The organism is Mesorhizobium sp. M0772, from assembly GCF_040320135.1.
Lineage (GTDB): Bacteria > Pseudomonadota > Alphaproteobacteria > Rhizobiales > Rhizobiaceae > Mesorhizobium.
On sequence record NZ_JAMYPB010000043.1, the window covers coordinates 1 to 13,662 of the forward strand.

General features: G+C 63.4%; 10 protein-coding genes. 5 read left to right on the top strand and 5 right to left on the bottom strand.

The window, feature by feature from the left end:
- Positions 1-295: 295 nt before the first annotated feature.
- From fdhF to NKI06_RS23630, 4 genes are all read right to left on the bottom strand, one after another.
- Entirely contained in the window at positions 296-3,208 is a 2,913-nt protein-coding gene (gene fdhF, locus NKI06_RS23615; protein ID WP_352764025.1) for a formate dehydrogenase subunit alpha, read from the bottom strand.
- Between the two features lie 10 nt (positions 3,209-3,218).
- A complete protein-coding gene (locus tag NKI06_RS23620; protein ID WP_352987400.1) occupies positions 3,219-4,775 on the bottom strand; it encodes a formate dehydrogenase beta subunit in 1,557 nt (518 codons plus the stop codon).
- Complete coding sequence (locus tag NKI06_RS23625) at positions 4,772-5,251, bottom strand: formate dehydrogenase subunit gamma (protein ID WP_352987401.1); 480 nt, start codon at positions 5,249-5,251, stop codon at positions 4,772-4,774. Before NKI06_RS23625 ends, NKI06_RS23620 begins: the two co-directional genes overlap by 4 nt.
- Before the next feature lie 194 nt (positions 5,252-5,445).
- Positions 5,446-6,345, bottom strand: a complete 900-nt coding sequence (locus NKI06_RS23630; RefSeq protein ID WP_023688790.1) for a LysR family transcriptional regulator — start codon at positions 6,343-6,345, stop codon at positions 5,446-5,448.
- A 158-nt stretch (positions 6,346-6,503) separates the two neighbouring features.
- On the opposite strand from NKI06_RS23630, the gene NKI06_RS23635 reads away from it, so the two are divergent.
- From NKI06_RS23635 to NKI06_RS23645, 3 genes are all read left to right on the top strand, one after another.
- Positions 6,504-7,145 (top strand): DUF47 family protein, encoded by a 642-nt coding sequence (locus NKI06_RS23635; RefSeq protein WP_352987402.1) that lies wholly within the window; start codon positions 6,504-6,506, stop codon positions 7,143-7,145.
- Positions 7,146-7,148: 3 nt separating this feature from the next.
- A complete protein-coding gene (locus tag NKI06_RS23640) occupies positions 7,149-8,153 on the top strand; it encodes an inorganic phosphate transporter (protein ID WP_023703518.1) in 1,005 nt (334 codons plus the stop codon).
- A 77-nt stretch (positions 8,154-8,230) separates the two neighbouring features.
- A complete protein-coding gene (locus NKI06_RS23645; protein ID WP_352987403.1) occupies positions 8,231-9,421 on the top strand; it encodes an Mrp/NBP35 family ATP-binding protein in 1,191 nt (396 codons plus the stop codon).
- Positions 9,422-9,438: 17 nt separating this feature from the next.
- On the opposite strand, the gene NKI06_RS23650 is transcribed toward NKI06_RS23645, so the two are convergent.
- Positions 9,439-9,897: an SRPBCC family protein gene (locus NKI06_RS23650; RefSeq protein WP_023688787.1), complete on the bottom strand. Its 459-nt coding sequence runs from the start codon at positions 9,895-9,897 to the stop codon at positions 9,439-9,441.
- Between the two features lie 143 nt (positions 9,898-10,040).
- Between NKI06_RS23650 and NKI06_RS23655 the strand changes: the two genes are divergently transcribed.
- Positions 10,041-11,846 carry an IlvD/Edd family dehydratase gene (locus NKI06_RS23655; protein WP_352987404.1) on the top strand — a complete coding sequence of 602 codons (1,806 nt, stop codon included), beginning with the start codon at positions 10,041-10,043 and terminating at the stop codon, positions 11,844-11,846.
- Between the two features lie 332 nt (positions 11,847-12,178).
- Positions 12,179-13,660: a flavin monoamine oxidase family protein gene (locus NKI06_RS23660; protein WP_023682062.1), complete on the top strand. Its 1,482-nt coding sequence runs from the start codon at positions 12,179-12,181 to the stop codon at positions 13,658-13,660.
- The last annotated feature ends 2 nt before the right edge of the window (positions 13,661-13,662 follow it).

Sequence of the window (13,662 nt, forward strand, 5' to 3'; positions counted from 1 at the left end):
CTTGACACCTCTCCCCCGTCGATCGGGGGAGAGGTGTGAAGCGAAGCTTGACGGGGTGGGGGTCGGCTGCTCGCCAGATATGCCGGTGTGCCTGGGCTTTGGGGTGTGCGGGACTTTAGACGGCTGCGTGGTGCGGGGCCGGCGGCCCCCACTCGGTCGCCGCTTGGCGGCGCCACCTCTCCCCCCTCCGGAGGGAGAGGAAAGGCGCCAGGCGGCTTAAGCTCTCCTTCCTGACGGAGTGGGGGTCGACCAACCGTCAAGATTGAAGCTCTCATTGTCGAACGCCGTGGCAAGACTACTCCGCCGCCTGTAGCGGAGCGATGCGGCGGCTCTGCTCGGCCTGCTCGTTATAATCGCGCTGCCAGTCCGAAGGCCCGTTGGAGGCGCCGACCTGCACCGCGGTCACCTTGTACTCCGGGCAGTTGGTCGCCCAGTCGGAGAAGTCGGTGGTGATGACGTTGGCCTGCGTGTCGGGATGGTGGAACGTTGTGTAGACCACACCTGGCGACACCCGGTCGGTGATCAGCGCACGCAGCGTCGTCTCACCCGAACGGCTGGTCAGCCGCACCCAGTCGCCATCGCGCAGGCCGCGGTTCTCGGCATCGTGCGGATGGATCTCCAGCCGGTCCTCCGAGTGCCACATGACGTTTTCGGTGCGCCTTGTCTGTGCACCGACATTGTACTGGCTGAGGATGCGACCGGTGGTCAGCAGCAACGGGAAACGCGGCCCGGTCCGCTCGTCGGTCGCCACATATTCTGTGCGGATGAACTTGCCCTTGCCGCGCACGAAGCCGTCGATATGCATGATCGGCGTGCCGAGCGGCGCCTTCTCGTTGCAGGGCCATTGCACCGATCCGACACGGTCGAGCAGATCGAAAGAGACGCCGGCGAAGCTTGGCGTCGTTTTGGCGATCTCGTCCATGATTTCGGAGGGATGCTGGTAGTTCCAATCCAGCCCGATCGCGCGGGCAAGCTCCTGTGTCGCTTCCCAGTCGGCATAGCGCGCCTTCGGCTCCAGCACCTTGCGCACCATGTTGATGCGGCGCTCGGCATTGGTGAAGGTGCCGTCCTTTTCCAGGAAGGTCGAGCCCGGCAGGAAGACATGCGCGTAGTTCGCTGTCTCGTTGAGGAACAGGTCGTGCACGACGACGCATTCCATCGCCGCCAGGCCGGCCGCGACATGCTTGGTATCAGGGTCGGATTGCAGGATGTCCTCGCCCTGGATGTAGATGCCCTTGAAGGATCCGTCGACGGCGGCATCCAGCATGTTGGGGATGCGCAGGCCCGGTTCGTCGTCGAGCTTCACCCCCCACAACGTCTCATAGATGTCGCGCACCGCCTCGCCGGAGATGTGGCGGTAGCCCGGCAGTTCATGCGGGAACGAGCCCATGTCGCAGGAACCCTGCACGTTGTTCTGGCCGCGCAGCGGATTCACCCCGACGCCCGGGCGGCCGATATTGCCGGTCGCCATGGCAAGGTTGGCGATAGCCATAACCGTGGTCGAACCCTGGCTGTGTTCGGTCACGCCGAGGCCGTAATAAATCGCGCCATTGCCGCCCTTGGCATAGAGCCGTGCAGCACCTCGGATCAGTTCGGGATCGACGCCGGACAGCTTGCCCACGATTTCGGGGCTGTTTTCCGGCAAGGCGACGAAAGAAGCCCAATCCTGGAACTCCGCCCAGTCGCAGCGATCGCGGATGAAGGCTTCGTCGAAAAGCCCTTCGGTAACGATGACATGCGCCAGCGCCGTCAGCACCGCTACGTTGGTGCCGGGCTTCAGCGGCAGGTGATAGTCGGCCTCGATATGCGCCGACTTGACCATTTCGGTGCGGCGCGGATCGAGCACGATCAGCTTGGCGCCCTGGCGCAGCCGCTTTTTCAGCCGCGAGGCGAACACCGGGTGCGCGGAAGCCGGATTGGCGCCGATGATGACGGCGACATCGGTGAAATCGACGGAATCGAAATCCTGCGTGCCGGCCGAGGTGCCATAGGTCTGGCCGAGGCCGTAGCCGGTCGGCGAGTGGCAGACGCGCGCGCAAGTGTCGACATTGTTGTTGCGGAAGCCTTGGCGCACCAGCTTCTGGACGAGATAGGTCTCTTCATTCGTGCAGCGCGAGGACGTGATACCGCCGATCGAGGTGCGGCCGTATTGATACTGGATACGGCGGAATTCCTTGGCCGTATGGGCGATGGCCTCTTCCCAGCTCACCTCGCGCCAGGGATCGCTGACCTTTTCCCGGATCATAGGCGACAGGATGCGGTCCTTGTGGGTGGCATATCCATAGGCGAAACGGCCCTTCACGCAGGAGTGGCCGTGGTTCGCCTTGCCGTCCTTGTAGGGCATCATGCGAATGACTTCGTCGTCCTTCACTTCTGCCTTGAACGAGCAGCCGACGCCGCAATAGGCGCAGGTGGTGACAGCGGAACGCTCGGGCATGCCTTTCTCAAGCACGGTCTTTTCACGCAGCGCATCGGTCGGACAGGCCTGCACGCAGGCGCCGCAGGATACGCATTCGGAGGCGATGAAGTCCTCGTGCATGCCTGCGACCATGCGCGATTCGAAACCGCGGCCCTCGATCGTCAGCGCGAAGGTGCCTTGCACCTCCTCGCAGGCCCGCACGCAGCGCGAGCAGACGATGCATTGCGCCGGATCATAGGTGAAATAGGGGTTGGACTCGTCGCGGGCGATGTAGTCGACCGCCAGCGAGCCATGGCCGGGCGCGACGCCGTTTTCCTGCTTGACGTGGTTGCGGCCCTCGATGCCGAAGCGGTTCTCGGTCAGGCCGACAGACTTCGCCACAACGTCGAACTCGCTGGCCCCGGTACCGGCCTTCTCGTTCCAGCCGGTCGGGTGGTCGGAGACGTAAAGCTCCATGACACCTCGGCGGATGGCGTCGAGCCGCTCGGATTGCGTGCGCACCACCATGCCTTCGCCGACGGGCGTCGTGCAGGATGCCGGCGTGCCGCCGCGCCCGTCGATCTCGACCAGGCAGACGCGGCAGGAGCCGAACGAGTCCAGCATGTCCGTGGCGCAGAGTTTTGGGATCTCGACCCCGCCTTCCATCGCCGCGCGCATGATCGACGTACCCTCCGGCACGCTGATGCTGCGGCCGTCGACGATCAGCGTAACCTGCTTTTGCGCCTTCGATTCCGGGGTTCCGTAATCGAGTTCTTCGATGAGTGTCGGGAAGTCGGCCTTGATATTCATCTGCCAGCTCCTATTCAGCAGCCACGCGCGCCGGCGCGGGCTTGAAATCTTCGGGGAAATGGGTGATCGAGCTCATCACCGGATAGGGCGTGAAGCCGCCTAGCGCGCAGAGCGATCCGAACTTCATCGTGTTGCAGAGATCGGTGACCAGTGCCAGGTTCTTCTCCGGCTCGATGCCGGCGGCAAGCCGGTCGATGGTCTCCACCCCGCGTATCGAGCCGATGCGGCAGGGCGTGCACTTGCCGCAGCTTTCGATGGCGCAGAACTCCATGGCAAAGCGCGCCTGCTTCAGCATGTCGGCCGTGTCGTCGAACACGGTGATGCCGGCATGGCCGATCAGCCCGTCGCGCTTCGCGAACTCTTCGTATTCGAACGGCGTGTCGAACAGGCCGCGCGGGAAATAGGCGCCGAGCGGGCCGCCGACCTGCACCGCCTTCACCGGGCGACCTGTGGCCGTACCGCCGCCGATATCGTCGACGATCTCGCCCAGCGTCATGCCGAACGCCGCCTCGAACAGGCCGCCGAACTTGACGTTGCCGGCGATCTGTATCGGGATCGTGCCGCGCGAGCGGCCCATGCCGAAATCCTTGTAGAAGGCAGCACCCTTGTCCATGATGATGGGCACGGAGGCTAGGCTGATGACGTTGTTGATCACCGTCGGCTTGCCGAACAGACCCTGGATTGCCGGCAGCGGTGGCTTGGCTCGCACCACGCCGCGCTTGCCTTCAAGGCTGTTCAGCAGCGAAGTTTCCTCGCCGCAGACATAGGCGCCGGCGCCGACGCGGATTTCCATGTCGAAGGCGTTGGGCGAACCCAGCACGCTGACGCCGAGCACGCCTGCCTTGCGGGCGACCTCGACAGCCTTGTTCATGACAGCCACCGCATGCGGATATTCCGAGCGGATATAGACGAACCCCTTGGTCGCGCCGGTGGCGATGCCGGCAATCGTCATGCCTTCGATGAGCACGAAGGGGTCGCCCTCCATGATCATGCGGTCGGCAAAGGTGGCGCTGTCGCCCTCGTCGGCATTGCAGACGATGTATTTGCGGTCAGATGTCGTATCGAGCACCGTCTTCCACTTGATGCCGGTCGGGAAGCCGGCGCCGCCTCGGCCGCGCAAGCCCGATTCCGTGACCTGTTTGACGATGTCGAGCGGCGCCATGGCCACCGCGTTCTGCAGGCCCTTGAGCCCGCCCAGTGACTTGTAGGCATCGAGCGATAGCGGGTCGTTGATGCCGCAACGCGCAAAGGTCAGGCGCGTCTGCTTGGCCAGGAACGGGATTTTGTCGGGCGCGCCCAGCCAGCGCTTGTGATGCCCGCCGGTGAGAAAGCCGCTGTCGAACAGGCTCTTGACGTCCGATGGCTTGACCGGCCCGTAAGCGACGCGGCCCTTTTCGGTCGCGACCTCGACCATCGGTTCGAGGAAATAGGCGCCGCGCGAGCCGTTGCGGACGATCTTGGCCTCGACGCCCCGTTCAGCCAGTTCCGCACGAACAGCCTTGGCGACCTTTTCGGCGCCGAGCGCCAGCGCGCCGGAGTCACCTGGAATGTAGATGCGCGGGATCATGAGCGTACCTCCCCGACGATCTCTTCGATCTTCTCGTCATCGAGCCGCCCGATCGCCTCACCATCCAGCATCGCCGACGGTGAACAGGCGCACAGCCCGAGGCAATAGACAGGCTCAAGCGTAACCGATCCGTCGCGGGTGGTCTCATGGAAATCGATGCCCAACAACTGCTTGACCTTTGCGGCGATCGCATCCGAACCCATCGACTGGCAGGCTTCCGCCTGGCAGAGCTTGAGCACATGCCGGCCAGCCGGCCGGGCACGGAAATCATGATAGAAGGTCACGACGCCATGCACTTCGGCCCTCGACAGGTTCAGCCCATCGGCGATGACGGGCACGGCGTCCTGCGGCACGTGGCCAAATTCTTCCTGGATCTCGTGCAGGATCGGCAGCAGGGGGCCTTCGAGGCCCTTCAACTCCTGGATGATCGCCGCCGTGCGCGACTGTATCTCGGTACTTGCAGGCTGCATCGTCACGCAGCGCCCTCCCTATCGTAGCGATCGATGCATATAATCGTCCAAAGGCATGAAGCGGTTTTGGAACAACGACATGCCTACGCCGCTTAATCGCTAAGTGCTTAAGAAATCAGAGAAAACCTCTGAAATCAATAAAGCGGTTTCGTTGCACGATAGAAAATTTCTATCGCGCCGATTGACCAGTTATGACTAGCTCAGCGATTGGCGCGGAAATCGTCTGCCAGCGCCATCGCCTCGTCCAGCAGCGCCTGCACCAGCGGCGTGTGCGGTTCGCGCGGCGCGGCGACCAGCCCGACCGTGTGGCTGGCATCCGGTTCGACGATCGGAATGGCCCGGATCGGCTCGGAAAAACCGAATGTTTCCGCCAGGTTGAGCGGCATGATCGACGACCATTTGCCTGTCCGTATGTGGGAGAACAGCACGATCATCGAGTTGGATTCCAGTGTCGGCCGCACCTGCACGCCGGCCTCGGCCAGATGCTGGTCGATGATGCGGCGGTTCTGCATGTCCGGCGTCAACAAGCAGAGCGGCAGCTGGCTGATTTCGGCCCATGTCACTTTGTCGCGATCCGAATAGGGATTTCCGACCGCCGTGATCAGCTGGTAGCGCTCGTCATAGAGCGGCACGCTGGTCACCCGTCCGAGAGGCTCGTTGTCGAGATAGGTGATGCCGGCATCGACGTCGAAATTGCCGAGCAGCGACAACACCTCGATCGAGGTGCGCGACAGGATAGAGAAGGTGACGCCCGGATGCTTCTCGCGAAATGGCGTCGTAAGCCGCGCCACCATGGCGAGGGCGGTTGGGATGGCGGCAATACGGATACGCCCGGACAGGCCATGTCGCGCCGCCCGCATCTCTTCGCGCATGGTCCTGGAATCGCCGACGATGCGACGCGCCCACACCAGCACCTGCTTGCCTTCCGGCGTCAGCCCCTGAAAGCGCGAACCGCGATTGACCAGCATGACGCCGAGCTGGCCCTCCAGCTGCTTGATCCCGGCCGACAAGGTCGGCTGCGTGACGCCGCACGCTTCCGCCGCCCGGCCGAAATGCTCCTCCTTGGCCAGCGCGATGAAGAATTCGAGCTTGTCGATCATACCATCCGTCCGTTCGTTGCGCGCAAGGTCGGGGAAATTGCCTTTCGCCGCAAGCTCTACCCGCAATTGGCCATGCATCCACATCTTTGGGCCGGCTGGCTGTTTCCCCCGGCCGAACACGGCGCTATGTGGTTGGATGGAATACGAGGAGATCGGACATGCTGGGCTGGTTCCGCAAGCTTTTGCCGCGCGAAGATCGCTTCTTCGACCTCTTTGAACGGCATTCCCGCACCGTGGTCGGCGGCGCCGAGGCGCTGGAGCAGCTTCTGCAGGGCAAGGACATCGATCGCTGGTGCCAGAAGATCATCGATCTCGAGGACGAGGCCGATCGTATCACGGCCGAAGTCCTGCTGGCGGTGCGGCGTTCCTTTATCACGCCTTTCGATCGCGGCGACATCAAGGACCTGATCCAGTCGATGGATGACGCCATCGACATGATGCACAAGACCGTCAAGACGGTGAAGCTGTTCGAAAAGAAGGAATTCGACCCGCTGATGCAGGAGATGGGCGGCGTCATCGTTGCCGCCTCCAGGCTGGTTGCCGAAGCGATCCCGCTGCTCAGCAAGGTCGGCACGCACACGGTACGCCTCAACGCCATCGCCGAAGAGGTGATGCGCGTCGAAAGCCGCGCCGACGATCTGCATGAGCAGGGATTGAAGGACCTGTTCAAGCGGCATGGCCGCAGCGATCCGATGGCCTACCTGATCGGCTCGGAGATCTACGGCCAGCTGGAGAAGGTGGTCGACCGCTTTGAGGACGTCGCCAACGAGATCAGCGGCATCGTCATCGAGAACGTTTAGGCAATGGAAGCCACCATCGCCTTTCCCGTGCTGATCGGCCTTGTCGCCGTCGCGCTGTTTTTCGATTTTCTCAACGGCCTGCACGATGCAGCGAACTCCATCGCCACCATCGTCTCCACCCGCGTGCTGAGACCGCAGTATGCGGTCCTGTGGGCGGCTTTCTTCAATTTCATCGCCTTCATGTTCTTCGGCCTTCACGTGGCTGAAACCGTGGGAAAAGGTATCGTCGACGTCAGCATCGTCACGCCGGCGGTGATCTTCTCGGCGCTCGTCGGCGCCATCGTCTGGAACATCGTCACCTGGATTGCCGGCATCCCGTCCAGCAGTTCGCATGCCCTGATCGGCGGGCTTGTCGGCGCCGGCGTTGCAAAGGCTGGGCCCGGCGCCATCGTCTGGACCGGGCTTGGCAAGACGGTCGCCGCAATCGTCGTGTCGCCGGCGACAGGGTTTGTTCTGGCGCTGGTCCTCATCCTGGCCGTTTCCTGGCTGTTCGTGCGCCAGACACCGTTCGCCGTCGACAGCACTTTCCGCGTCATGCAGTTCTTTTCGGCCTCGCTTTATTCGCTAGGGCACGGCGGCAACGACGCCCAGAAAACCATGGGCATCATCGCCGTGCTGCTCTATTCGCAAGGTATGCTCGGCGGGACGTTCTACGTGCCGCTGTGGGTCGTCCTCACCTGTCAGACAGCACTGGCGCTCGGCACTTTGTTCGGCGGCTGGCGCATCGTCCACACGATGGGCTCGAAGATCACCCGGTTGAACCCGATGCAGGGCTTCTGCGCCGAGACCGGCGGCGCCATCACCCTGTTTGCCGCCACCTGGCTTGGCGTCCCCGTGTCGACCACCCATACGATCACCGGGGCCATCATCGGTGTCGGCGCTGCCCGTCGCGTCTCGGCCGTGCGCTGGGGCATTGCCGGCAACATCGTCATCGCCTGGATCGTCACCTTGCCGGCCACGGCTGCAATTTCGGCGCTCACCTACCTAGCGGTTGGCCTGGCAGGGTGAGGCGGACACCGGTGGTGCTTGGAGTCGCTGCCAATCTGCACTATCTGAGCCGCAGCCAAACGCCTAGGGAACAATGCATGTCCGTCACCAAGGAAATCGTCACCGAGCGTCTGAAGACGGTCAACGGGCCGGACTTCACCGGCAACATCGTCGACCTCGGCATGGTTTCGGAGATTTTCATCGCCGATTCGAAAGTGTTTTTCTCGATCACCGTTCCCGCCGCCCGCGCACAGGAGATGGAGCCGCTGCGCGCCGCAGCCGAGCGTGTCGTCAAGGCGATCCCTGGTGTCGCCGGCGCCGTCGTCGCGCTGACGGCGGAGAAGAAGGGCGGCGGCATGGAGGCTCCGGTTGCGTCGCGTCCCGCGCCCAGGCCCGCACCGCCGGCTGCGCCAGGCGGGCCGCGCCCAGCTCCACACACTCCAGCCCCGCACGCCTCGGCCTCGCAAAGCTCGGGCAAGCGCGGCGTGCCCGGAATCGAGGCGATCATCGCGGTGGCGTCCGGCAAGGGCGGCGTCGGCAAGTCGACCACCGCTGTCAACATCGCGCTTGGCCTCGCCGCCAACGGTTTGCGTGTCGGCGTGCTCGATGCCGATATTTATGGCCCGTCCATGCCCAGGCTGCTCAACATCCATGGCCGGCCGGAGACCGTCGACGGCAAGATCCTGAAACCGATGGAGAATTACGGCCTTAAGGTGATGTCGATGGGCTTCCTCGTCGACGAGGAGACGCCGATGATCTGGCGCGGTCCGATGGTGATGTCGGCGCTGACGCAGATGCTGCGCGAGGTCGAATGGGGCCGCCTCGACGTGCTCGTCGTCGACATGCCGCCCGGCACCGGCGACGCCCAGCTGACCATGGCCCAGCAGGTGCCGCTGGCCGGCGCGGTCATCGTCTCGACGCCGCAGGACCTGGCGCTGATCGACGCCCGCAAAGGATTGAATATGTTCAAGAAGGTCGACGTGCCGCTGCTCGGCATCGTGGAGAACATGAGCTATTTCATCGCCCCCGATACCGGCAAGCGCTACGACATCTTTGGCCATGGCGGGGCGCTGCGCGAGGCCGAGCGCCTCGGCGTGACCTTCCTCGGCGAAGTGCCGCTGGAAATGGGCATTCGCGAAAGTTCTGATGAAGGTGCTCCGGTGGTGGCGTCGAAGCCAGACAGCGCCGAGGCGAAGATCTATCGCGGCATTGCTTCGAAGGTCTGGGACCGGGTCAACGAAGAACGCGGCGCGGCCGAAGCGGCGGTGCCGAACATCGTGTTCGAGTAGCTCGGATATCCCTCCCCTCAAGGGGGAGGGGAACCCACCTTCTCGCCAAAGCTTGAAAAGAACTGCAAGGCCAGCTTCTTCGAAGTCGATTCGATGAGCCGGCTGCCGAGTTGGGCGATCTTGCCGCCGACTTCGGCTTTGGCCGCGTATTTGAGGACCGTCGCATCCGGCCCGTCCGCCGTCAGCGTCACGTCGGCGCCACCCTTGGCGAAGCCGGCAATACCGCCCTTGCCCTCGCCCTGGATGGTGTAGGAGTGCGGCGGCTTCAGGTTCTTCAACGTCACCTCGCCGTTGAATGTCGCCTTGATCGGTCCGATCTTCAACACCACCGTCGCCGCCATTTCGGTCGGCGATTTCATCTCCAGGTGCTGGCAGCCGGGAATGGTCGCCTGCAAAACCTTCGGATCGTTCAGCGCGTCCCACACTTTCTGCAGGGGGGCGGCAATGCGTTCCTCGCCTTCGATCACCAAAGCCATCGACACCTCCCGGACAAACTTCGAAGGCCTAACGCACGGTCTGGTCTGTGTCTATCGCACCAAAGTCCGGTTGCGACGGTGCGCCCTCTTGCCTGCTTCCGCGCGTTGCCATATCGATTTGTCTTACAAATACGGAGACCATGATGGCAGGCGCCCCCACCGGAAAGAAGAAATTTCGCTCGCAGGAGTGGTTCGACAATCCCGACAATCCAGGCATGACCGCGCTCTACCTCGAGCGCTACCTGAACTATGGCCTGACGCGGGCCGAGCTGATGTCGGGCAAGCCGCTGATCGGCATCGCCCAGACCGGCTCGGATCTGTCGCCATGCAACCGCCACCATATCGAGCTCGCCAAGCGCGTGCGCGAAGGCATCGTCTCGATGGGCGGCATCCCCTTCGAATTCCCGTGCCATCCGATCCAGGAGACCGGCAAGCGCCCGACCGCGGCACTCGACCGCAACCTTGCCTATCTCGGCCTGGTCGAAGTGCTCTACGGCTATCCGCTCGACGGCGTCGTGCTGACCATCGGCTGCGACAAAACCACGCCGGCGCTGCTGATGGCGGCGGCCACCGTCAATATTCCGGCCATAGCACTTTCGGTCGGACCGATGCTCAATGGCTGGCACAAGGGCAAGCGCACGGGATCGGGCACCATCGTCTGGGAATCGCGCCAGCGCCTCTCGGCCGGCGAGATCGACTATGACGAGTTCATGGACATCGTCGCCTCATCGGCGCCGTCGACCGGCTATTGCAACACCATGGGCACCGCCACCACGATGAACTCGCTGGCCGAGGCGCTCGGCATGCAATTGCCGGGCTCGGCTGCCATCCCGGCGCCCTATCGCGAGCGCGGCCAGATCTCCTATGAGACGGGCAAGCGCATCGTCGAGATGGTGCATGAGGATCTGAAGCCGTCCGACATCATGACGCGCAAGGCCTTCGAGAACGCCATTGTCGTCAATTCGGCGATAGGCGGCTCGACCAACGCGCCGATCCACCTCAACGCGATTGCCCGCCATCTCGGCGTGCCACTCACCAATGACGACTGGCAGACGGTCGGCCTCCATGTGCCGCTCATCGTCAATCTGCAGCCATCGGGCGAATATCTCGGCGAAGACTATCACCATGCCGGCGGCGTGCCGGCTGTGGTGGCCGAACTGATGAAGGCCAAGCTGCTGCCTTATCCCGAAGCCATGACGGTCAACGGCAAGACGATCGGAGACAATTGCAAGGATGTCGCCAACGAGAACACCGACGTCATCCGCACCGTCGCCGAGCCGCTGAAGGCCAATGCCGGCTTCATCAACTTCACGGGCAATCTGTTCGATTCCGCAATCATGAAGATGAGCGGCATCTCGCCGGAATTTCGCGAACGCTATCTCTCCAACCCGAACGACCCGGAAGCCTTCGAGGGCAATGCCATGGTCTTCGATGGTCCCGAGGACTACCACGCCCGCATCGACGATCCGGCGCAAGGCATCGACGAGCACACCATCCTGTTCATGCGCGGCGCCGGCCCGATCGGCTATCCCGGCGGCGCCGAGGTCGTCAACATGCAACCGCCAGCCTATCTCATCAAGAAGGGAATTCACGCGTTGGCCTGCATCGGCGATGGCCGCCAGTCGGGCACGTCGGGCTCGCCCTCTATCCTCAACGCTTCGCCCGAAGCCGCCATTGGCGGCGGCCTGGCGCTGCTCAAGACCGGCGACCGTGTGCGCATCGATTTACGGAAAGGCACTGCCAACATCCTCGTCACCGACGAGGAAATCACGCGCCGCCGTGCCGAACTGCAGGTCGATGGCGGCTATCATTATCCCAAGCATCAGACGCCATGGCAGGAGATCCAGCGCTCCATGGTCGACCAGCTCTCGGAGGGCATGGTGCTGAAGCCGGCGGTGAAATACCAGGACGTCGCGCACACCAGCGGCGTGCCGAGGGACAACCACTGAGCACCCGCTTGATATGAAAATGCCGGCCTGATCGGGCCGGCATGAAAGCCTTGGCGTAAGCTTGTTTGGATGGCGGCCTCAGGGTGGAGGCGGGCCGGACGAAGCGGCGATGGCTGTGATGCCGGAGAGTCGTCCTGCCTTGCGGATGACTGGTGTGTGATACTGTTTCTTCATAGGACCCGTTGCCCGTTTTAGATCACTGCTCGCACGCCAACTGATCCCACCTGTCAGTATGACATTGCAGTCCTCGTCAGTTTCGGGTTTTTTGACACGAAATCAAGAGGGGTCCAGAGCGTCGTCCATGATGATGGTTTTCCGCCACGGGCGTATCCTTGCCGCCTAGCCCAATCGACATTGCCCCGGTCGACATTGCTATTGTCGGCGCGGGCATGGCCGGTCTCTTCCTGGCGTGGCGCTTGTCCCAAAGTGAAAAGCCCGCAAGGATCGCTGTTTTCGAATCCGCCGGTCGCGTCGGCGGTCGGGCCTCCACGGTCTCATTTCCCGGAGAGCCGAACTTCGGCATCGATCTCGGCGCGATGATGCTGATGCCGCAACATCGGCTGCTCAAAAAACTCATGGCGACGCTGGATGTAAAGCTGTCGGGTATGGACGTCGTCACCGGCGCCAACCGGCTCCATCTGCGCGGTAGGAGCCTGCCCTACGCCGCTATATCGCGCTTTGCGCCGCGCCGCCTGTTTGCCTATGACGTGACGCGTCGGCTGCAGGAAAAAGGCCCGTCCCGCCTGCTGCGAAAGGCGGCAGCACTGATCCTGCCGGGTTCGGAGGCCTTCGGCAGCGCCGAATGGAACGGCGCCGCAGGCTTCGTTTATCGCGGCCGCAAGCTGGCGGATTGGGCGACTTGGGATGTGCTGGCGACGGTCTTGACCCCGGAGGAAATGGCTTTTGCCGAGGACGCGGTGGGCTATTCGTTGCTCCTGCGCGGACCCAACGCCGCCGAGACGTTCAGGCTTGCGCTCGGCGAGCTGAGCGGCGGCCGCTCCTATTGTTCCCCCGATGGTGGGTTCCAGCCGGTTGCGGAGCGAATGGCCGGGCGGATCGCTGTCAGCGGCGGCGCCGTCCATCTCGATCACACCGTGACCGCCATCGCCCGCTCGGCGCAAGGGATGGTCTTGTCTGTCGAGGGGCAGGGCGGGACGGTCGAGGCGCGCAAGGTCGTGCTGGCGTTACCGGTCCGCCCCCTGCGGACCCTGCTGGAAAAGTCCGGCATCGAGCAGCCCAGCGATCTGCCGGCACCGGAACCCTGGCCGATGCTCACGCTGGCCGCCTGCTATGCCAGCCCATGGTGGGCTCGAAACGGCATCGCGGCCGGCCACAGCGTGACCGATCTGCCGGCTCGCCAGATATGGCAGTTCACAAAAGCGGACGCGCGCGACGCGACGATTCGGCGGAGCGTCGCCATGGCCTATTGCGATGGCAGGCACATGGTATTCTGGCGCTCACTGCTGCCTGAGCTCGCTCGGCGCCACGGTTTTGCGGTTTTGGCCGAGGGACATTCCGCGCTGGAGGCCTTTCACGGCCAGATGGTCGAAGTCCATGGCAAACACGGCGCCATCTCGAAACCCATCGGCGGGTTTGCGCAGGATTGGGGTGCGCCGGCCTATGGCGGCGCGTCGCATGTATGGGACCGTGGCATAGATATCTCCGGTATAAAACTGGCGAGCCATACGCTCGCTCCTGGCATTCATGTCTGTGGCGAAGCGTGGTCCAACAATCACGGCTGGATCGAGGGCGCGCTGGAAAGTGCGGAAGACCTGTTGCAGCGGGAATTCGGGCTCGACGCCTGGCTTGCCTGAGA